The sequence below is a fragment of the Collimonas fungivorans Ter331 genome (genome assembly GCF_000221045.1).
Classification (GTDB): domain Bacteria; phylum Pseudomonadota; class Gammaproteobacteria; order Burkholderiales; family Burkholderiaceae_D; genus Collimonas; species Collimonas fungivorans_A.
Genome location: NC_015856.1, coordinates 1,363,535 through 1,384,644 on the forward strand (window position 1 = coordinate 1,363,535; position 21,110 = coordinate 1,384,644).

Annotated in this window: 15 protein-coding genes; 12 read left to right on the forward strand and 3 right to left on the reverse strand. The window is 60.9% G+C overall.

The genetic code is table 11. The features are described 5' to 3' along the window. Positions 1–101 precede the first annotated feature (101 nt). From rpsP to CFU_RS25515, 11 genes are all read left to right on the forward strand, one after another. Entirely contained in the window at positions 102–353 is a 252-nt protein-coding gene (rpsP, locus tag CFU_RS06045) for a 30S ribosomal protein S16 (RefSeq protein WP_041741387.1), read from the forward strand. A gap of 17 nt (positions 354–370) precedes the next feature. Continuing rightward, complete coding sequence (gene rimM, locus CFU_RS06050; RefSeq protein WP_014005154.1) at positions 371–952, forward strand: ribosome maturation factor RimM; 582 nt, start codon at positions 371–373, stop codon at positions 950–952. A 60-nt stretch (positions 953–1,012) separates the two neighbouring features. Further along, positions 1,013–1,774, forward strand: a complete 762-nt coding sequence (gene trmD / locus CFU_RS06055) for a tRNA (guanosine(37)-N1)-methyltransferase TrmD (RefSeq protein ID WP_041741389.1) — start codon at positions 1,013–1,015, stop codon at positions 1,772–1,774. Positions 1,775–1,961: 187 nt separating this feature from the next. Continuing rightward, the gene (rplS, locus tag CFU_RS06060; RefSeq protein WP_014005156.1) at positions 1,962–2,354 is read left to right on the forward strand and encodes a 50S ribosomal protein L19; all 393 of its coding nucleotides are present in this window, start codon (positions 1,962–1,964) and stop codon (positions 2,352–2,354) included. A 221-nt stretch (positions 2,355–2,575) separates the two neighbouring features. Next, positions 2,576–3,256: a CoA pyrophosphatase gene (locus CFU_RS06065; RefSeq protein WP_014005157.1), complete on the forward strand. Its 681-nt coding sequence runs from the start codon at positions 2,576–2,578 to the stop codon at positions 3,254–3,256. A 139-nt stretch (positions 3,257–3,395) separates the two neighbouring features. After that, positions 3,396–4,352 (forward strand): CobD/CbiB family protein, encoded by a 957-nt coding sequence (locus CFU_RS06070; RefSeq protein ID WP_014005158.1) that lies wholly within the window; start codon positions 3,396–3,398, stop codon positions 4,350–4,352. Between the two features lie 429 nt (positions 4,353–4,781). After that, positions 4,782–5,129, forward strand: coding sequence for a DUF3579 domain-containing protein (locus CFU_RS06075; RefSeq protein ID WP_014005159.1), 348 nt, complete (start codon positions 4,782–4,784; stop codon positions 5,127–5,129). Positions 5,130–5,323: 194 nt separating this feature from the next. Further along, positions 5,324–8,107 (forward strand): bifunctional diguanylate cyclase/phosphodiesterase, encoded by a 2,784-nt coding sequence (locus tag CFU_RS06080; protein WP_337999064.1) that lies wholly within the window; start codon positions 5,324–5,326, stop codon positions 8,105–8,107. A gap of 62 nt (positions 8,108–8,169) precedes the next feature. Then, the gene (gene fumC / locus CFU_RS06085) at positions 8,170–9,561 is read left to right on the forward strand and encodes a class II fumarate hydratase (protein ID WP_014005161.1); all 1,392 of its coding nucleotides are present in this window, start codon (positions 8,170–8,172) and stop codon (positions 9,559–9,561) included. A gap of 257 nt (positions 9,562–9,818) precedes the next feature. Continuing rightward, positions 9,819–11,606 carry an autotransporter assembly complex protein TamA gene (locus tag CFU_RS06090; RefSeq protein WP_425304700.1) on the forward strand — a complete coding sequence of 596 codons (1,788 nt, stop codon included), beginning with the start codon at positions 9,819–9,821 and terminating at the stop codon, positions 11,604–11,606. A 1,033-nt stretch (positions 11,607–12,639) separates the two neighbouring features. Then, positions 12,640–15,669 (forward strand): translocation/assembly module TamB domain-containing protein, encoded by a 3,030-nt coding sequence (locus CFU_RS25515; RefSeq protein WP_425304687.1) that lies wholly within the window; start codon positions 12,640–12,642, stop codon positions 15,667–15,669. Between the two features lie 18 nt (positions 15,670–15,687). Here the strand turns inward: CFU_RS25515 and CFU_RS06100 are convergent, their stop codons facing one another. Continuing rightward, positions 15,688–17,082, reverse strand: coding sequence for an MFS transporter (locus CFU_RS06100; protein WP_014005164.1), 1,395 nt, complete (start codon positions 17,080–17,082; stop codon positions 15,688–15,690). A gap of 145 nt (positions 17,083–17,227) precedes the next feature. Between CFU_RS06100 and pabB the strand changes: the two genes are divergently transcribed. Then, positions 17,228–19,129 (forward strand): aminodeoxychorismate synthase component I, encoded by a 1,902-nt coding sequence (pabB, locus tag CFU_RS06105; protein ID WP_041741390.1) that lies wholly within the window; start codon positions 17,228–17,230, stop codon positions 19,127–19,129. Here the strand turns inward: pabB and CFU_RS06110 are convergent. Further along, positions 19,126–19,557: an EamA family transporter gene (locus CFU_RS06110; RefSeq protein ID WP_014005167.1), complete on the reverse strand. Its 432-nt coding sequence runs from the start codon at positions 19,555–19,557 to the stop codon at positions 19,126–19,128. The two genes, pabB and CFU_RS06110, sit on opposite strands and share 4 nt — an antisense overlap. A gap of 68 nt (positions 19,558–19,625) precedes the next feature. Continuing rightward, on the reverse strand, positions 19,626–21,107 hold the full coding sequence (locus CFU_RS06115; protein ID WP_081466420.1) for an efflux transporter outer membrane subunit: 1,482 nt from the start codon (positions 21,105–21,107) through the stop codon (positions 19,626–19,628). Between the last annotated feature and the right edge of the window lie 3 nt (positions 21,108–21,110).

A 21,110-nucleotide genomic window follows, 5' to 3' on the forward strand; every position in this document is an offset into this window, starting at 1 on the left:
GTAGTGAAACCACACCCATGGCCTGCTTTGGTTGCGGGAGCGGCTCACTTTGCGTTATAATTTGCGGCTTTTTCCGTGTTCGAACACTTTTTGGAAACATTATGGTCGTTATTCGTTTATCCCGTGGTGGCGCAAAGAAGCGTCCTTTTTACAACATCGTAGCTACTGATTCGCGCAATCGCCGTGACGGTCGCTTCATCGAGCGCATCGGCTTTTACAATCCGGTAGCTTCCGGTGCAGAAGAGACTTTCCGCATTGCTCAGGACCGCCTGACGCATTGGCAAGGTGTTGGCGCGCAATTGTCGCCGACCGTTGCACGTCTGGTTGCCGACGCTGCCAAAAAAGCTGCTTAATTAAGTAGCTTGAACCGTTGAGCGCGTCAGTAAACTTGTCGGCCACAGCACCAGCTGGAACTGCAATACCTTCAGATTTGGTGGTGGTCGGTTACATTACTGGCGCCTACGGTATTAATGGCTGGGTCCGGATCAAACCGTATTCAGCGGATGCTGATGCGCTGTTGCACGCCAAGACATGGTGGCTGAACCGGCAGAATGCGCCGGAATTGCACGATGTCGAAATGATGCAGGCGAAAAACCACAGTGGCGACATTGTGGCGCGCCTGATGGGTGTGGCAGGGCGTGACGCAGCCGAAGCCATGAAGGGCAGTGTGGTGCATATTCCACGCAGCCATTTCCCGGCGCTTGCCGACGATGAATTCTATTGGGTCGATCTGATCGGCATGATGGTTGAGAATCTGCAAGGCGAGCAACTGGGCGTGGTGGCTGATCTGATGGACAACGGCGCGCATCCGATTCTTCGAATCACGGTGCCGGCAGCCGCGGATCAGGACAAGGCCGCACCAGAATTATTGGTCCCGTTTGTCGAGCAGTTCGTCAAGACGGTGGATCAGGCAGCAAAGAAAATCACGGTTGACTGGGGACTGGATTATTAAGTCCACCCAGCCGGCCAAGGCGGCAAACAAGATCGCAAGCGAAACAAGAAGGTGAGCGGTATGCAATTTGATGTCGTCACGCTGTTTCCCGAAATGTTTGCGGCATTGACGCAGTCGGGCATCACCCGCCGTGCGTTTGAACAAAAAAAATGCGAGCTGGCGCTGTGGAATCCGCGTGATTTCACCAGCGACAATCATCGCACCGTGGACGACCGGCCTTATGGCGGCGGCCCCGGCATGGTGATGATGGCGAAACCGCTGGAAGCCGCGATTGAAGCGGCCAAGGCGCGCCAGCTGCAGCAATATTCGCCGGAAGATCGGCCTGCGCCAAGAGTCATCTATCTGTCGCCGCAGGGCCAGCCGCTGACGCATCGGCGTGTCATGGAATTGCGTACCGAACCGGGTTTGGTGCTGCTCTGTGGACGTTATGAAGCGGTAGACCAGCGTTTGCTGGATCGTTGCGTGGATGAAGAAATCAGCCTGGGCGATTTTGTCTTGTCCGGCGGCGAATTGCCGGCGATGGCGTTGATGGATGCGGTGATCCGGCAGTTGCCGGGTGTATTGAACGATGGCGCATCGGCGGTTGAGGACAGTTTTGTCAACGGCTTGCTGGATTGCCCGCACTACACCAGGCCGGAACAGTATGAAGGCGTGGCGGTGCCGCCGGTCCTGATGGGCGGCCATCATGCCGAAATCGAGAAATGGCGGCGCCAGCAGATGTTGTCTGCGACGGCAAAAAAGCGGCCGGACCTGATTCAGAAGATACGCGACGCTGGCTTGCTGAGCGCCGCCGATGAAAAGTTTTTACGGAATATGGGTTGAGCGCTTGGCCAGTAACTGAGCAATAACTGAGCACACGACCCGTTGTAGTTAGTAGTAAATGGCAATAAGCAGTAACCAAGGGAGGCCAGCCGGCCGCCTGTGTATTAACCCCATCCTCTACTGAGCAGTGCCTGGCAAAAAAGCCTTGCACAAAACGGCGTCAGCAAGATGGTATATGGAGCTAAAAATGGATCTGATCCAACAACTTGAGCAAGAAGAAATTGCCCGCCTCGGCAAGAATATCCCTGATTTCGCACCAGGCGACACAGTCGTGGTCAGCGTCAACGTAGTCGAAGGTACGCGCAAGCGCGCCCAGGCTTACGAAGGCGTCGTGATTTCGCGTCGTAACCGTGGTTTGAACTCCAACTTCATCGTCCGCAAGATTTCTTCCGGCGAAGGCGTTGAGCGTACATTCCAGCTGTACTCGCCACTGATCGCTTCGATCGAAGTCAAGCGTCGCGGCGATGTCCGTCGCGCCAAGCTGTACTACCTGCGTGAGCGTTCCGGTAAATCGGCGCGTATCAAGGAAAAACTGCCACAACGTCGCAACACTGCAAAGGCTGCGCCAGCAGCAGAGTAACTCGTTGTTATGCAGGCATAGGTATTGCATGGAAAAAGGGCGCCGTCAGGCGCCCTTTTTTACGTCTGCAGTTTGTTTATTGCGGCTCGTCTTCGGCGCACATGCTTTTAGTTGCTGTAAAGTAAAATGGTCATAATTGTTATTAACTGTGACGACAATAGGTCATTTACGGCCATCGCGGTAAAGTATCAAAAGATTGCTAGATTGTTAGAGGAATTTTCTTGGTTAAATTGACTTTCGATCCCCTGATGCTGCCGGTTGACGCGGTTGCCGGCGAATCTGCGCTGGCAACCGAAAGGATGAGCGCGGCATGGCTGCGGCAACGGTTCGCGCAGCAGCCGGACTGGCATCCCGAACATATCGACAGCCAGACCTTGCAGCGCATGACACAGTTGCAGAGCAAGCCGGTGACGCCGGCATCGGTGCTGATTCCTATCGTCATGCACGAACAGCAGCCGACCTTGCTGTTTACGCAGCGGGCAGCCCATCTGACCGACCATGCCGGACAAGTCAGTTTTCCCGGCGGCCGGATGGAAGAAAGCGATGCTTCGCCGGTTGAAACGGCGTTGCGCGAAGCCGAAGAAGAGATTGGCCTGGCGCGCAGCCAGGTCGAGGTGATCGGCAGCCTGCCGGAATATTTTACCGGCACCGGCTATCGCGTCACGCCGGTGGTGTGCCTGGTCAATCCGCCGGTCAGCTTGCGCGCCGATCCGGACGAGGTGGCTGAAATTTTTGAGGTGCCGCTGGCGTTCCTGATGGACGGCCTGAACCATCAGTTGCGGAGCTTTGACCTGCCGGATGGTTATCGCCGGACGTTTTATGCAATGCCCTACGAGCGTTTCTTCATTTGGGGTGCGACGGCCGCCATGCTAAGAAATTTGTTTCACTTTCTTCGCGCTTAGATTTATCGTATGGGATACTGTGATTTTGGACGTTATGGCAAGACCGGTGCGCTGTAATTAAGTTGTGATGCTTAAGCGATGGTGCAGCAGCGGCGGGACCGATCTTGCGGGGCTATCGCTTTACTAATAAGGCTGGTTAATGACATTTCTTTCTATTCTGTTTGCATTGCTGATCGAGCAACTGAAGCCGCTGCGCGCGGACAATCCCGTGTATGCCTGGGTCAAGCAGTTTGCGGGCAAGATAGAAGCTTCGTTCAATGCCGGCCAAGCGCGCCAGGGCCGCCTCGGCTGGTTCTGCGTGATCCTGGCGCTGACCGTGCCGACTGCGCTGGTGTACTGGCTGTGCGTGCATATCGGCGCCTGGGCTGCGCTGTTGTGGAATGTCCTGATCGTGTATCTGACCCTCGGCTTCCGCCACTACAGCCATTACTTCAGTTCGATCCAGCTGGCGCTCAACACCGGCGACGACGCCACTGCGCGCACCCTACTGGCCGAGTGGACCAAGCTCGACACCACGGACATGGATGTCAGCGAAATCTCCCGCATCGCAGTGGAAAAAGCGCTGATCACTACCCACCGCCATGTATTCGGCGTGTTTTTCTGGTTCCTGATGCCGGTCGGCCCGGCCTGCGCCGTCATGTATCGCATCGCCGAATACCTGGCGCGCGGCTGGAACGAACCCGACCACATGCGCAATGAAGCTTTCGGCCGATTCGCGGCCCAGGCGTTTTACTGGATCGACTGGATTCCGGCGCGCATGACGGCGGCGGCGTTTGCGGTAGTCGGCAATTTCGAAGATGCGATCTATGCCTGGCGCAATTTTGCCGACCGCTGGAAAAACGAAACCGACGGCATCATCCTGTCCACCGGCGGCGGCGCCATGGGCGTATTGCTCGGCACGCCGCTGGAAACCGCGATTGCAATCCTGCCGGCCGACGCATCGACGATCGATTCGACCGCGATGGAAAGCGAAAGTCCACCGGGCGACGTGCCGACGCCGCGCGCCCTGCAAAGCACGGTAGGCCTGGTCTGGCGTGCGCTGCTGCTGTGGATGTTCCTGCTGCTGCTGCTGTCGGCTGCCATCTGGTTCGGGTAAACCGGGCTGGCGTGCAACTGCGCTGGATGGTATGTTGGTCTTCTATAAGATATAATACGTAAGAATCACTTACGTAAATGAGTAACGTGAAAATTGTAGCTTGCTTCTACCAGAGGTTAGGGCCTGTTGCCATATAATTTGGGGGTGCGAACGCGCGGCAGGCGTTGCTGGCCTAGGCGCGACGACGCGACGTAGCGGTGCTACGGCAAGGAGGAGTAACAACGGTATGCGACGCCTGCAGCCGTTCCCGAAGGGTTCGAACCAAAACGTGCGCTGGCCGCGTTGCATGGCTTGCTGGGGCACCAGCCCCAGCTACGCCACGCGCCTTGCCAGCACACGTTTTGGTTCGAACGCATCCCCCAAATTATATGGCAACAGGCCCTAAGCAAATGTCTGTAGCAAGCGTTATAGAAGAAACGAGCTGTACGCATGGCTGATACCATCCAACCTCCTGACGCCCCCGCCCGCGAATTTTTCATTCAAGGTATTACCAGCGACGGCAGGCAGTTCCGCCCCAGCGACTGGGCTGAGCGCCTGTGCGGGGTGATGGCCTGTTTTCGCCCGGAAGGGTCGGGCGGCCGCAATGCCCATCTGCAATATTCGCCATATGTGCGGCCGGTGCTGCTGCATGGCGTGCGCTCGGTGGTCGTCAATGAAGACCTGCGCCAGATCGAACCGCTGGCTTATCATTTTGTGGTCAATTTTGCGAAAGACAACGATCTGCAGATCCTGCATGCCTGCTTGTTGCCCGACGCCGAAGCCCCGAAACCTACCTGAATCCCTGCCTATTCCAGTAACGGTTCTTGCTCCACGGCTTTTTAGTTGATTCACGGCACTAAAAAGAAATCTGCGCGCGACGTTCTCGAGTAAAAAGACCGTGTAATATTTCGCCTATTGTTCGCAATGGAGTAGAAATGTTTCGTCGTGGTTCGTCAATCTTCATACCCATTGCCTCTTTATCCAGTTTGATATTGGGTCTGGCCATCACGCTCGGCTTGTTTGTCTCGGTACGCCATCTCGAATACGAAAAAATGGACGCCGAATTCCGGCGCCTGGCCAGCGGCCACCTGAAGGCGGTGGTGGACGGTCTTGACGCCCTGGTGCACGAGCTGGAAACCGTGAATCGGCTGTTCCTGACGGTGGAAGAGGTCAGCCGCGAACAGTTCCATACCTTTACGGCGCCGATGCTGCGCCGCTCCCCTTTTATCAAGTCCCTGACTTTCCAGCGTGTGCTGACGGCTGCCCAGCGGCCCGCCTATGAAGCGGAAATGCGTAAACATTTCCCCAATTTTTCGATTCGCCAGTTGAGCGACGGCATGCCGGAACCAAGCACAGGCCGCGACCAGTACCGGGTAGTCGACTATGTGGAGCCGATGGCCGGCAATGAAAATGCATTCGGCGTCGATGTTGCGCCTAGCGTGATCCAGGCAGAGCCCGGGCAGCGCGCGCGCGATTCAGGCTTGCCTGCATCCACCGATTTATTTACATTGCGCACCGCCAGCAACGGCGGCAAGCTGGGGCTGGTGATCCTGATGCCGGTGTATCGGCGCGGCGCATCGCTGGACAGCGTCGACCAGCGCCGCCTGGCGTTGACCGGCTATACCAGCGCGGCGTTGCGAGCGGATGCCTTCGTCAACAATGTGCTGTCGCGCGACGGCGTGCAGGCGCGCGAGGATTTTTACCTGCGGGTATATGCCAGCGCCAAGCCGGAAGAGGGCACGCTGGTATATCGCCAGGGCAATCCGATCACCCTGTCCAACGCCAGCGACTGGCTGCCTTCCTGGCTGCTGTACGATGCCCCGCAAGACATGTCGCAGACTTTCGAACTGGCCGGCAAGTCCTGGTACATAGAAGCGTCGGCGCCGCCGCGCGTATTCACCAAGAAGAATGCCGGATCGATCCTGGTCCTGATACTGGGCAGCCTGCTGAGCTGGATGGGCGCTACCTATCTGTATTTCCTGTCGACCCGCTCCAAGCGGATCGAGCAGCTGGTGGACGCCCGCACCCAGCAGGTCAGGCTGGCGACGCAGATGATGAAAGAGGACATCGTTGCCCGCAAGCGCGCCGAAGACGCCTTGCAGCTGCGCGAGCGCGCCATCGAGTCGAGCGCCAACGCCATCATCATCTCCAGCGCCAAATTGCCGGACTACCTGGTGGAGTACGTCAATCCGGCGTTCGAACGGATCACCGGCTATACCGCCAGCGAAATGATCGGCCGCAACCTGGAGATGCTGCACGGCGACGACCACGACCAGATCGGCCTGGAGGAAATCCGCTCTGCCTTGCGCGAAAAGCGCAGTGCGAACGCGGTGTTCCGCAGCTACCGCAAGGACGGCACCCTGTTCTGGAACGAGCTGTACGTGGCGCCGGTAAAAGATAGCTCCGGCCGCGTCAGCCATTTCGTCACGGCGCTGTACGACATCACGGAAATGAAAAGCTACGAAGCCGAGCTGGAGCACCAGGCCCGGCACGATACCTTGACCGGGCTGGCCAACCGCAACGTGCTGAGCGATCGTCTGAGCCAGGCGATCGTCTACGGCGAGTTGTACGGCCACCGGGTGTGGGTGCTGTTCGTCGATCTCGACCGCTTTAAATTCGTCAACGATACGCTGGGTCACAGCGCCGGCGATTTGTTGCTGAAGGAAGTGGCCGGCCGCCTGAAGGCTTTCACCCGCGAAGCGGATACCATCGCGCGCCTGGGCAGCGATGAGTTTGTACTGATCCTGCCGGAGCGTCTCGATGAAGAGCTGAGCGTAGGCCTGATCCAAGGCATGATGGATGCGATCGCACGGCCCTTGCAAATCGAAGGTTACGACTTTTTCTTGAGCTGCAGCATCGGCGTTGCGGTCTATCCGAACGATGGCGAAGATCCGGAAAGCCTGCTCAAGCATGCCGACATCGCCATGTATCGCGCCAAGGAAATGGGAAACAATAACTACCAGTTCTACACTGCGGCGATGAATGAGCGGGCGCTGGAACGCCTGCGCATCGAGGGCGACCTGCGCAATGCAATGGAACGCAAGGAACTGCTGCTTTACTACCAGCCGCAAGTCGATCTGCGCACCGGCCGCATGGTCGGCATGGAAGCGCTGATCCGCTGGAAACACCCGCAGCTGGGCATGATTTCGCCGACGCGTTTCATCAACCTGGCCGAAGAAACCGGCCTGATCGTGCAGATGGGGGCCTGGGTGATGCATACCGCCTGCGAGCAGAACAAGGCTTGGCAACGCATGGGTCTGGGTTACCTGCGGATGTCGGTGAACCTGTCGACACGCCAGTTCTTCCAGCAGAACCTGGTGCAGCAGGTGGCCAAGGTGCTGGAAGAAACCGGGATGGCGCCGCACTACCTTGAAATCGAATTGACCGAAAGCCTGGTGATGACGGATGTCGAGCTGGCCGTCGGCATTCTGAATGACTTGAAATCGATCGGCGTGCAATTGTCGATCGACGATTTCGGCACCGGCTATTCAAGCCTGGCCTATCTCAAGAGTTTCCCGATCGACGCATTGAAGATCGACCAGTCTTTTGTGCGCGACATCACGGTTGACCAGGACGACGCGGCGATCGTTGCTTCCATCATTTCCCTGGCCCATAACCTGCGCCTGCAGGTGATCGCCGAAGGCGTGGAAACTCGGGAGCAGCTGTCCTATCTGCAACGCCATCGCTGCGATGAAATGCAAGGCTTTTATTTCAGCGAACCGGTGTCCGCGGATGACATCGAAGTCATTCTGCGTGAAGGAAAAGTATTACCATAAGACTTTGTTGACGCACTTGCTGAATTTCCAGTGCAGGACGCCGCCACTTTTATGGAGCTGAAATGACTACCAGCAGAATCGAACGCGATACCTTTGGCAAGATTGAAGTCCCGGACGAGCGCCTGTGGGGCGCGCAGACGCAGCGCAGCCTGCACCATTTCCATATTTCCAGCGAACGCATGCCGCCTGAACTGATCGTGGCGCTGGCGACGGTCAAGCAAGCTTGCGCGCAGGTCAACCAGGATCTCGGCAAGCTGCCGAAGACCCAGGCCGAGGCCATCATCCAGGCGGCGCAGGAAGTGATAGCGGGACAGCATCCCGATGAATTCCCGCTGTCGGTCTGGCAGACCGGCTCCGGCACCCAGAGCAACATGAACATGAACGAGGTGCTGGCCAACCGCGCTTCGGAAATCCTGGGCGGCGTGCGCGGCGAATCGCGCCTGGTGCATCCTAACGATGCGGTCAACCAGAGCCAGTCCTCGAACGATATCTTTCCGACGGCGATGCATGTCGCCGCCGCCATCGCCGTCGCCAGCAAGCTGCTGCCGGCGCTGCGGAAACTGCGCGCGACCTTGCACAAGAAAGCAACGGATTTTGACGACATCGTCAAGATCGGCCGCACCCATTTGCAGGACGCGACGCCGCTGACGCTGGGCCAGGAATTCTCCGGCTACGTGGCGCAGCTGGATTACGCGGAAAAAATCATCAAGGCCGCGCTGGAGCCCTTGTGCGACCTGGCCGCCGGCGGCACCGCGGTCGGCACCGGGCTCAATGCGCCCAAGGATTTCGGCGAGCGTGTCGCCGCACAGCTGGCGAAGACCGAGAACCTGCCTTTCCGTACTGCCGACAACAAGTTTGCCGCACTGGCCGCGCACGACGCCCTGGTCGCCGCCCACGGCGCCTTGAAGACCCTGGCCGCAGCCCTGATGAAAATCGCCAACGATGTGCGCTGGCTGGCGTCCGGACCACGTTCCGGCCTGGGCGAGATCAGCATCCCGGAGAACGAGCCGGGCAGCTCTATCATGCCGGGCAAGGTCAACCCGACCCAGTGCGAAGCGTTGACCATGCTGTGCTGCCAGGTATTCGGCAACGACGTCGCGATCAATTTCGGCGGCGCTTCCGGCAATTTCGAACTGAACGTGTTCAAGCCGCTGATCGCCCATAATTTCCTGCAGAGCGTGCGGCTGCTGGCCGATGGCATGGCCAGTTTTGAAGAGCATTGCGCCGACGGCATCGCCGCCAACCGCGACCGCATCGCCGAACTGATGGAGCGTTCCCTGATGCTGGTGACGGCGCTGGCGCCGCACATCGGCTACGACCGCGCGGCGCAGATCGCCAAGCATGCGCACCATGACGGCAGCACGCTGAAACAGGCGGCGCTGGCGCTCGGTTATGTGACGGAACAGGAATTTGCCGAGTGGGTGCAGCCGGCAAAAATGACCTATCCGGAGTAATTGTTTTCCAGGGCGGCGATTGCTCCTGATTTGCCGCCTTGGGCCACATGGGGTTAAATCATGTTCATAGCCCCATGCACGCAGAGCATCCAATACAATGACGCCTTAGGGATAATGTCGTTTTTGCAATACAAAAACAATATTTGTTAGAATGACCCTCCGCTACTGTTGCCCTTGCTTATGCTCTTACTGGTTTTCCTGATAAAAACTGACATGCCGCTGTCGTTGCCATTGCCGGTCATGGGCCGCCGCGCATGATGAAATGTTTGCGCACGTCCGTCGCCTGCTTCAAGCCCTATCTGTATGGCATGGTTTTTGGCTTGCTGTCCCTGAGCGCGGCCGGCGCCAGCGCCAGCTATCGGGTCGAGATCGACGCTCCCGGCGATCTGAAGGCTTTGCTCGAGCAGCACCTGGACCTGTCGCGCTACAAGGACCGGCAGGACCTGAGCGAGGACCAGCTGAAGTTCCTGGTCGATACGGTCAATGAGCAGGTCACGCAGCTGACGTCGACCGAAGGCTATTTTTCACCCAAGACCAGCGTCACGGTGGAGCCGGGCGAGGTCAAGACTATCCATTTGAAAGTCGATCCGCAGCAGCGCACCATTGTGTCCGCCGCTACCGTCGATGTCAGCGGCAGCGCCGCCGCAGAGGTGCCTGAACGGGTGCGCCAGATACAGCAGAACTGGGGCTTGCCGGCCGGCCAGCCTTTCCGCCAGGCTGACTGGGCCAAGGCCAAGGATGATGGTTTGCAGGTATTGCTCAAGAAACGTTATCCGGCGGCCAAGGTCGCGCATTCGGAAGCGCGCGTCACGCCGGAAGACAACGATGCCGAGCTGTCCGTGCAATACGACAGCGGCCCGCCATTTACCCTGGGTGCGCTGCACATCACTGGCACCAAGCGCTATCCGGCCAGCATCATCGAAAACGTCAACCCGCTGCAGGTAGGGGAAGAGTACAGCGTCGACCGCTTGCTGCTGCTGCAGCGCCAGATCCAGAACACGCCATACTTCGGCAATGTGATCGTCAGCATCAACGACGATCCGGCGCATGCGCTGGAATCGCCGGTGAATGTGCAGGTCACCGAATTCCAGACACAGCGGCTGCGCACCGGCCTCGGTTACGCCTCCGACACCGGAGCCCAGGTGCAGGGTCGTTACACCAACTATAATGTGTTCGGCAAAGCCTGGGTGTTCGACGCCCAGACCAAGATCGAACAGCGGCGCCAGTACGGCGCGCTGGATTTGTCGATGCCGCCCGACAAGCGCAGCTTCGTCAACGGCATCAACGGCTCGTATGACCGCACGACCTTGCAGGGCGTCGACCTGCGCAGCATGAAAATCGGGCTGAAGCGCGCCCGCTCGCTGGAAAACTACGATACCGCGCTGACCCTGGATTATTACCGCGACCGCCTGGAACAGACCGATGGCGCCACCTTGCCGCCGGACACCGTGGTGCAGCCGGGCCAGCACCAGGCCCTGGTGCCAGGATTCGCCTGGGTCAGGCGCGCCGTCGACAATCCTATTTTCCCGCGCAGCGGCCATATCTTTTCGGTGCAGACCGGGTTTGCCGTAAAGGGTTTCCTGACCGACCAGACCTTTTTCCGGGCCGACGGCCGCTACAAGCACTATTTCCCGGTAGCGAAACGCGACGTGGTGATTTTGCGCACCGAGCTGGGCGGCGTGTTCACCGCCGGCTCCAGCGCCGCGGTGCCGGCTTCCTTGCTGTTCCGCGCCGGCGGCAACGAATCGGTGCGCGGCTACAGTTACGACAGCATCGGCAATTCGCAGAACGGCACCGTCTATCCGACCAAATACATGGTGACCGGCAGCGCCGAATACCAGCACTGGCTTACCCAGCAATGGGGTGGCGCAGTGTTTTACGATGTCGGCACCGCTACCGACAGCTGGGCCGACCGCGCGACCAAGGTCGGCACCGGCGTCGGCGTGCGTTATCGCAGCCCGGTCGGGACGGTGAATGTCGACCTTGCCTACGGCGTCCAGGCCAAGCAGTTCCGGCCGCATATTTCGCTGGGCATCGCATTCTGATTTTTTGATTTGAAGATTGAACACATAGCAGATGATAAGCAGATGAAGCCCGAAGCAGCCATTTCTCCGGAACCAGGCCCGCTGCCGAACCAGGACGGCGGCCGCAGCCGCTTGCGCTGGCTGTGGCGATCGCTGGCAGCCATGGTGCTGTTGCTGGCAGTGTTGGCGGCCGCGCTGTTTTTCGGCGTCCGTTCCGAGTCCGGCGCACAGACCCTGTGGCGATTGGGTACATGGGCGATGCATGGCAACCTGTCCGGCCAACTGGTCGGCGGCACCGTGGCGGACGGTTTGCAGCTGCGCAATCTGGTCTATCGCGACGCCACCCAGCAATACAAGATCGATCGTGTCGACGCCAAGTGGCGCCTCGGCCTGTCGCCGCTCAAGCTGGATGTCGCTTACCTGCATGTAGGCAATGTTGACGCCCGCCTGGAGCCGACGCCGCCGGAGCCGACGGTGATGCCGGCCAGCCTGGCATTGCCGCTGCAGCTGGTCCTCAACGATATTTCACTGGGCAAGCTGTCCTTGCACCAGGGGTTGAGCACGACCGAACTGAGCCACTTGCAGCTGCATGGAGAGTCGGACGGCAAGCAGCACAACCTGGTGCTGGAACGGCTCGACACGCCCTATGGCAAGGCCAGCGCCAAACTCAGCCTGAACGGCGTACAGCCGTTTGCATTGAGCGGCGGCGCCGAGCTGAGCGGCGAATACCAGAAAGAAAAATACCAGGTGGATGCCGCTCTGTCAGGCAGCCTGGCGCTTCTGGACATAGACTTGAATGCGCGCGGCGACAAGCTGAGCGGCACCGCCAAGATCGCGGCGACGCCGTTTGCACCCATCCCGTTCCGCCAGCTTGAATTGAGCGCCGCCCACATCAATCCCAAATTGTTCAGCAGCGGCGCGCCGCAGGCCGACCTCAGCCCTGCAGGCGTCGCTGAAGCCGGAGACGCCGCCTGCAACGGCGGCCGGCAGCGCAGCAGCCGTGGTCGACCTGGCGACACTGACAGTGAGCGGGCCTATACGCATCGTCAATGCCATGGCCGGTTCCCTGGACCAGGATCGCTTGCCGCTGGTCAGCGCCGGCGCCGAACTGCGGCTGGATACCCAGGCCCAGCAATTGTCGCGGCTGCAGCTGAAGCTGCAGAAAGACGCCAGCATCAGCGGCCAGGGCGAATACCACAGCGACGGCAAAAACAAGCACAACGGCGAATTCAGTTTCGATGTCGCCGGCCTCGATCTGCAAGCACTGCACGGCAAGCTGAAACCGACGCAGCTGCGCGGGCCGGTCAAGGTCAGGTTGACGCCGGACAACCAGCAGATCAGCATGGACCTGGCCGACGCGACTTACAAAGCGAAACTGGAAACCGTCATCGACGCCAAGCAGGTCGCAGTGAAAACGGCGCAGCTGGCAGCTGGGCCGGCGCGCCTCGACATCAGCGGCAGCCTGGCGCGCAATGCCGGCATGGCGTATGCGGTGAAGGGCAGTTTGCGCGATTTCAATCCTTTCCTCTGGATCAACAGCGCCGCTCCGGTTAAAAGAGCGGCCAAAGGCGCTGCCAAAGCTCCCGTCGCCCCCAAGGCCAAAGCGGTGACCGCAAACATCAACATGGATATCGACGCCAGCGGCAACCTGACGCCGGAGCTGAAGATGAAACTCAAGTTCGCCATCCGCGACAGCCGCTACGATCAGCTGCCGATGACCGGCAACGGCTTGCTCAACCTGGCCGGCAGCCGTTTGCTGCCGAGCGATGTCGCTTTGTCTGTAGCGGGCAACGAGCTGCAGGCCAAGGGCAGTTTCGGCGCCGCCGGCGATCGCCTGAACCTGAAGCTCGATGCGCCGCAGCTGCAAGGTTTGGGTTTCGGCATTTCCGGCGCCCTGCATCTGGATGGGCAGCTTAGCGGCAGCCTGCAAAAACCGAATGTGCAAGCCACCTATCGCGCCGAAAAACTGGCTTACGGCGAACATCGGGTGGATAGCCTGTCAGGGCAGGCCGATGTGCAGGCCGACTTGAACGCCAAGCTGAATTCAGGCAGCAACAGGCTGGCAGTCAGCCTTGACGGCCGCGGCTTGCACAGTTCCGACATGGCGCTCGACAAGCTGAGCCTGAATCTGTCCGGCACCTATGCCGCCCACACCTTGAAATTGGATAGCAGCGGCACGCTGCGCGGCAAGCCGCTGCACCTGACCATGGCAGCGCAAGGCCAGCTGAGCGAGAGCAAAACCGGCTACGGCTGGCAGGGGCAGGTCAGCGAACTGCAAAACCAGGGCACGCCGCGCATCAGCCTGGCGGCGCCGCTGGCGATCAGCGCCGACGCCGGCCGCCTGGTGCTGGGCGCAACCCGCCTGAGCGTGGCGGACGCACAGATCGATTTGAAGAATTTCAGCTACGACAACGGCAAAATCCGTTCAGCCGGCGCCATCAATGCGCTCAACGTGGCGACGATACTTGGCCTGGCGCACGAATTCGGCGCGCCGGAAATTCCCTTGAAGACCGACCTGGTGCTCGACAGCAGCTGGGATTTTTCCTTGGCGGAGACGGCTGCCGGTTATCTGCAGATCGCGCGCCGCAGCGGCGACCTGCGCGTCAATCCCGGCCGCGGCGACGTCAGCCTGGGTTTGTCCGAACTGAAATTGCGGGCCGACCTGCAGGCCGGCCAGGTCAAGCTGGACAGCCAGCTGGCGGCATCCCGGATCGGCACCCTGAGCGCGCAGCTGCAGCTGGCCTTGCAGCACAGCGGCAGCAGCTGGACCGTCAGCGACAGTTCGGCTTTGTCCGGGCAGGCCAAACTGCAAGTGCCGCAATTGAAATCGATGGGCGCCTTGATCGGGCCGCAGGTGGCGCTGGACGGCAGCCTGGCGCTGGACCTGAACCTGGCCGGCCAGCTGGGCAAGCCGATGCTGTCGGGTAAAGTCGCCGGCGACCAGCTGGCCGTCACTTTATTCGACCAGGGCATCAAGCTGAAAGACGGCACCGCGCGCCTGAACCTGGCCGACAATGTGGTCGACCTGCAGCAGCTGGAGTTCCATGGCGGCGACGGCACCATACGCGCCACCGGCCGGCTGCAGCTGGGCCATGACAATCCCGACCTGACCGCCAGCGTCGTCGCCGACCACCTGCAGCTGTTCGCCAGCCCGGACCGCCAGCTGATGCTGTCGGGCCAGGCCAAGATCGCCAACCTCAAGGAGCAGCTGCATGTCGACGGCAAGTTCACGGTCGACAAAGCCTTGTTCGATTTGCCGAAGAGCAGTGCGCCGGTGCTGGGCGACGATGTGGTCATCGTGCGCAAGGAAACGAAAGCGCGGGCGACGCCGTTGACGGAACAGGAAAAGCTGGCCAAGGCGGCGCAGAAACCGGCCGGCGGCGCCACCCCGGTGATGAACGTAGAAGTCGATTTCGGCAGCGATTTCCGCTTCCGCGGCAGCGGCGCCGATCTTCTGCTGCGCGGCGCCATGCAGGTGCGCAGCGAGCCTTACCAGCCGTTGCGCGCCACCGGCACGATCCGGGTCGCCAGCGGCAGCTATGAAGTGTTTGGCCGCAAGCTGGCGATTGAACGCGGGCTGATCAACTTCCAGGGACCGATCGACAATCCGAATATCAACATCCTCGCCATGAAACGCAACCAGGAAGTCGAAGCGGGCGCCGAGATCACCGGCAATCCGAGCAACCTGCGGGTCAAGCTGGTGTCGGAACCGAACGTGTCGGATGAGGAAAAACTTTCCTGGCTGATGTTCGGCCACGGCAGCGACAGTTCCGCGCTGGGCCAGCGCCAGGCTGCCGGCCAGGCGCTGGCGCTGCTGGGAAATTACGGCGGCAAGAAGATCGCGCAGGGCATCGGTTTCGATGAATTCTCGATCGGCTCCAGCGATTCCGGCATCGAAAACGAGCAGGTGGTGAGCCTGGGCAAGGTCATCACCGAGAAAATCAACCTGGGTTACGAACAGAGCCTGACCAGCGCCGCCAGCATCCTCAAGCTGACCTGGCAATTTTCGCGGCGCTGGTCGATGGTGATGCGCGGCGGCACCATCAACGGCCTTGAGGTCTTATACAACCTGCGCTTCGATTAGGATTGACCGGATTTTGGCTTAGCCGGCGCGGCGGCCCGACAATTCGGCGCCGGCGTCCGGCTGCAGTTTCAAGGCAAACGGCAGGGAAGCCAGAGCAACCAGGGCGATCAGCAAGAACGCCGGCCAGAAATCGGCGCTGACGATAGTCGCATGGCCCTGCACCTGGTTCGATACCTGCAACGCAAAACCGCCGACCGTCACGCCGAGGCCGATCGCCAGCTGCTGGGCGACGCTGGTCAGGCTGGTGGCTTGGCTCATCTGGCGCTGGTCGATCTCGGCGTAGGCGATTGCGTTCAGGCTGGTGAACTGCATGGAGCGCACGCAGCCGCCCAGCAGCAGCATGAGGATGATGAAGACATGCGGCGAATCCGCTTTCAGCACGCCAAATGCCGCCATCGACAACGCGCCAAGCAAGGTGTTATAGATCAGCACGCTGCGGAAGCCGAATTTTTTCAGCACCGTGGTCGTCATGGTCTTGACGAAAATCGCGCCGGCTGCCGAAGCGCAGGTCAGCAGGCCGGACTGGAACGGCGTCAGGCCGAAACCCAGCTGGAACAGCAGCGGCAGCAGGAACGGCAGGGCGCCCACGCCGATGCGGAACAGCGAGCCGCCGAAGACATTCATGCGCAGCGTCGGGATCTGCAGCAGCCGCAGGTTGATCAGCGGATGCGGCGTGCGGAAGGCATGCCATACATACGCCAGCAAGCTGACCGTGCCGACCGCCACGCAGATCAGCGAGACATCGCCGGCCACCAGGTGCCGGCCGGCGCTGGCCAGGCCGAACATCAGCGTCGAACAGCCGATTGCCGACAGCAGGAAGCCGATCCAGTCGAGCGGCACGGTATCGTCGCTGCGCAGGTTTTCGATATAGCGCGTCGCCAGGTAGATGCCGAGGATGCTGATCGGAACATTGATGAAGAAGATCCAGCGCCAGTGGAAATAGGTAGTGATGAAACCGCCCAGCGGCGGCCCGATCACCGGCCCCAGCAAGGCCGGGATGGTCAGGTAGCTGAGCGCGCGCACCAGTTCCGCCTTGGTGGTGGTGCGCAAGATCACCAGCCGTCCGACCGGCACCATCATGGCGCCGCCCACGCCTTGCAGGAAGCGGGCCGCGACAAATTGCGCCAGCGTATCCGACATGCCGCACAGGATCGAGCCGAGCATGAACACGCCGATCGCGCTGCGGAACACGGTGCGCGCGCCGAAGCGATCCGCCATCCAGCCGCTGACCGGGATGAACACCGCCAGGCTGACCAGGTAGGAAGTCATCGCCAGCTTCAGTGCGATCGGGCTTTCTCCCATGTCGCGCGCCATCATTGGCAACGAGGTGGCGATCACGGTGGAGTCCATGTTTTCCATGAACAGGGCGCATGCCACGATCAGCGGGGTAAGGAAGACGCGGGAGATGGCCATGAGGGGAGACGGATGGGCTGGGTCGGCACAAAAGCCGGTCCAGCCTGCTTAAAAGAGCATAATTATAGCGTTTTAGACTATCCCTTACCGTTCAGGTAGCATGCAGGCTGTTCCCCTGGCCGCCTGCCGCTTTTTTACAAGAACCATGATCAACACGTTTCCCTCGCCAACCGAGTGTTTTGCCTTGCTGGATGACCGCAGCGCTGCTTCCGCGCAGTCGCAGTCTTCGCGTTTGTACACCGGCCACGTACGCAGCCTGTCTTGTTTTGACGCGGACCGGCTGCCGCAGCTGATCGAGCAGATGCAGCAAGCCTTGCGCGAGGGTTTGCACGCGGTGACCTGGTTTACCTACGAACTGGGGATGGGACTGCAGCATGTGGGGTTGCCAGAGCGGTTGCCAGAGCCGTTGCCAGCGGCATCCCGGCCTTTGGCGCAGATCCTGCTGTTTGCGCGTTGCGCGCATTTGAGCGATGCCGAGGTGGACGCCTGGCTGGCGCAGCGCCAGGCGGCGGAAAGCGGCCCGACGGAAGCCGACGCCGGCATCGCCAACCTCCGTCCGAATGTCAGCGCTGGACAGTTCGCTGCCGCCATCGCCAAGATCCACGCCTACATCGAGGCCGGCGACACCTACCAGGTCAACTACACCTACCGCTTGCGTTTCGATGTCTACGGCAGCCCCGTCGCCCTGTATCGCCAGCTCCGGCAACGGCAGCCGGTGCCTTACGGCAGCCTGATCCTGCTGGAGGACGGCGCGGCGGTCTTGTCGCTGTCGCCGGAACTGTTCGTGCGTCATGCGGCGGGCGTGCTGACGGCGCGGCCGATGAAAGGAACCGCTGCCGCCAGCGGCGACGCGGAACAGGATGCACTGGCCGCCAAGGCGCTTGCTGCGGATCCCAAGAACCTGGCGGAAAACCTGATGATCGTCGATTTGCTGCGCAACGACCTGGGACGCATCGCCGTCCCGGGTTCGGTGCGCGTGCCGCAATTGTTCGAGGTGACGCGTTTCAGCTCCGTGCTGCAGATGACTTCCACCGTGCAGGCGCAGGTGCGCGACGACGTCAGCCTCAGCGCCGTGATCCAGGCGCTGTATCCCTGCGGCTCGATCACCGGCGCACCCAAGCATCGCACCATGCAGATCATCAACGAGCTGGAGCCCGAGCCGCGCGGCCTGTATACCGGCGCGATTGGCTGGTTCGAGGCGGAGCAGCCAGGCCGCCGCTTCGGCGATTTCTGTTTGTCCGTGCCAATCCGAACGTTGTGGCTGCAGCCGGCCACGGCCGACGGCTTGCACGGCGCCAGCGTACGCCATGGCGAAATGGGCGTCGGCGCCGGCATTGTGCACGATAGCGTAGCGGCGGAAGAATATGCCGAATGCGCATTGAAAGCAAAATTCCTGACCGGCATGGGCGGCGATTTTTCCTTGTTTGAAACCATCTATGCGACCGGCGCGGACGGCTGCCGCCACCTGGACCTGCATCTACAGCGTTTGCAGGCATCGGCTGCCTACTTCGGTTTTCCCTACGACGAAAACGTCCTGCGCGCAGCGTTGCGGGCGCATTGTGCGGACCTGCCTGCCGGCGAACCTCAGCGTTTGCGCCTGACCTTGTCGGCGGATGGCGGCTGCAACCTGCAAAGCGCTGAATTGGGGACGCTTGAGCTACCGGTGCGCTTATTGATCGCGCCGGCGCCGACGCAGTCCAGCGACCTGTTCCTGCGCCATAAAACCACGATACGGCAACGTTACGACCAAGCCTGGCAGCAGGCGCAGCAGCTGGGCGCCTTCGACATGCTGTTCTTCAACAGCGAAGGCGAATTGGCCGAAGGCGGGCGCAGCAGTGTCTTTGTCAAGCTGGACGGGCGCTGGTATACGCCGCCGCTGCGGGCGGGAGTGCTGCCGGGAGTGATGCGCAGCGTGGTACTGAACGATGCGGCGTGGAATGCCAGCGAGCGCAGCCTGAGCATGGAAGATTTGCTGGCGGCCGAGCAGATCATGGTGTGCAATGCCTTGCGCGGAGCGATGCCGGCAACGCTGTTGCAGCTAGCTTAAAACGCGATAATCACGACCGAGCCGGCGACGATCAGGGAGCCGCCGATGGCCACCGGCCAGGTCAGCTGTTCACCGGCAAACAGCAAGCCCAGCACGATGGCGAAGGCCACGCTCAGCTTGTCGATCGGCGCCACCTTCGACACCGGGCCGATTTGCAGCGCATGGTAGTAGCACAGCCAGGACAGGCCGGTAGCGATTGCCGACAGCACCAGGAACAGCCAGTTGGACGAGCTGACCAGCGTCGGTTTCTGCCATTCGCCGCGCAAGGTGACGATGCCGGCGATCACGAATACGATGATGACGGTGCGGATGAAGGTGGCGAAGTTGGAATTCATGCCGGCGACGCCGAACTTGCCGAAGATCGCCGTCAGGCCGGCGAAAAATGCAGAACCGAGGGCAAATACCTGCCAGCTGGAGCCGAAATTCATTTTGTTCTCCCGAGATCGATCATGACTTGAGCAAAATGATTCAAGTCAGCGTCATTTTGCCCTGAATCCTAGTTCGCCGCAGGTTTGCCCGTGGCCGTGACGCCGCGGTCGTTCAGCATGGCGTTGTCCGGCAGTTCAGCCTGGTTCCAGCCGCCGCCCAGCGCCTTGATCAGCAGCACGCTGGCGGCAAAGCGCCGGTTCTGGATATTCAGCGCCGACAGGTCGGCGTTGAACGCGATCGCCTGCGCCGTCACCACGCTGGTGTAGTTGACGGTGCCGGCCTTGTACTGGTTCATGATCAGTTCCAGCGCATGATGCGCGAACTGGACTGTCTCGGCCTGGACCGCGGCTTCCTGTTCCAGGATGCGCAAGGCCGCCAGGTTGTCTTCGACTTCTTGGAAGCTGGTCAGCACTGCCTGCTTGTACACTGCGACGCTGGCGTCGTAGGCGGCGATCGCCTGGCCGCTTTGCGCGCGCCGCGCGCCGCCGTCGAACAGGGTCGCCGCCAGCGCCGGTCCGAGCGACCAGATGCGGTTGGGGACGGTCAGCCAGTTGCTGAAGCTGTTGCTTTGGAAGCCGCCGGAAGCCGACAAGGTCAGGTTCGGGAAATAAGCTGCCTTGGCCACGCCGATCTGGGCATTGGCCGCCGCCGCCAGCCGTTCCGCGGCGCTGACGTCAGGGCGGCGCTCCAGCAGCGTGGACGGCACGCCGACCGGGATCGTCGGCAATACGGCCACCAGCGGCGCCGGTGCCAGCGAGAATGTGGATGCGGCCTGTCCGGTGAGCAGGGCGATCGCGTGTTCCAGCTGGGAACGCGATACGCCATTGTCCAGCGCCTGCGCTTGCGCGCCCTTGAGCTGGGTCTGGGCCTGGATCACGTCGGAACGGGCGACCACGCCGACGGCATACTGGTTCTGCGTCAGCTGCAGCGATTTCTGATAGGCCGCTACGGTGTCGTTTAGCAAGCCCTGCTGCAGGTCGAGCACGCGCAGCTGCAGGTAATTCTGCGCCAGCGTCGATTGGGCGCTGAGCCTGGCCACCTGCAGATCGGCGGCGCTGGCCTGGGCCGAAGCCTGGTTGGCTTCCACCGTGCGGCCGATGCGGCCCCACAGGTCGGGTTCCCAGCTGGCGCTCAGGCCGAGCGCATCGGTGGTGTTTACCGAGCCGCCGGTACTCAGGCTACTACTGCTGCGACCGCCTGAGCGGGTGGCCGAGACATTGGCCGATACTGTCGGGAAGTAGGACGACCGGGCGGAATCGACTAGGGCTTTCGCCTGCCGGAACTGGGCCTCGGCTTGCGCCAGGTTCTGGTTGGAGATATTGACTTGCTCGACCAGCGCATTCAATTGCGGATCCTGGTAGATCTCCCACCACTTGCCGTGCAGTTCCTGGTCTTGCGGCGTAGCCGTCTTCCAGTCCTTCATTTCCTTGAAGGCCGCCGGCGCCACCGTGGCCGGCCGTACGTAATCCGGTCCGACGGCGCAGGCGCTCAACAGCAGTGCAGCGGCGGCTGCCGCCAACAGGGTTTTAGAGGTATGTGTTTGTTTCATATT

Bases quoted from the DNA above. Each gene is read 5' to 3' on its own strand.
- CFU_RS25515 (WP_425304687.1), top strand. From the start codon at position 12,640: ATGGCCGGTTCCCTGGACCAGGATCGCTTGCCGCTGGTCAGCGCCGGC.
- CFU_RS06100 (WP_014005164.1), bottom strand. From the start codon at position 17,082: ATGGCCATCTCCCGCGTCTTCCTTACCCCGCTGATCGTGGCATGCGCC.
- CFU_RS06115 (WP_081466420.1), bottom strand. From the start codon at position 21,107: ATGAAACAAACACATACCTCTAAAACCCTGTTGGCGGCAGCCGCCGCT.
- trmD (WP_041741389.1), top strand. From the start codon at position 1,013: ATGCAATTTGATGTCGTCACGCTGTTTCCCGAAATGTTTGCGGCATTG.
- fumC (WP_014005161.1), top strand. From the start codon at position 8,170: ATGACTACCAGCAGAATCGAACGCGATACCTTTGGCAAGATTGAAGTC.
- CFU_RS06075 (WP_014005159.1), top strand. From the start codon at position 4,782: ATGGCTGATACCATCCAACCTCCTGACGCCCCCGCCCGCGAATTTTTC.
- pabB (WP_041741390.1), top strand. From the start codon at position 17,228: ATGATCAACACGTTTCCCTCGCCAACCGAGTGTTTTGCCTTGCTGGAT.
- CFU_RS06070 (WP_014005158.1), top strand. From the start codon at position 3,396: ATGACATTTCTTTCTATTCTGTTTGCATTGCTGATCGAGCAACTGAAG.
- CFU_RS06110 (WP_014005167.1), bottom strand. From the start codon at position 19,557: ATGAATTTCGGCTCCAGCTGGCAGGTATTTGCCCTCGGTTCTGCATTT.
- rpsP (WP_041741387.1), top strand. From the start codon at position 102: ATGGTCGTTATTCGTTTATCCCGTGGTGGCGCAAAGAAGCGTCCTTTT.
- rplS (WP_014005156.1), top strand. From the start codon at position 1,962: ATGGATCTGATCCAACAACTTGAGCAAGAAGAAATTGCCCGCCTCGGC.
- CFU_RS06090 (WP_425304700.1), top strand. From the start codon at position 9,819: ATGAAATGTTTGCGCACGTCCGTCGCCTGCTTCAAGCCCTATCTGTAT.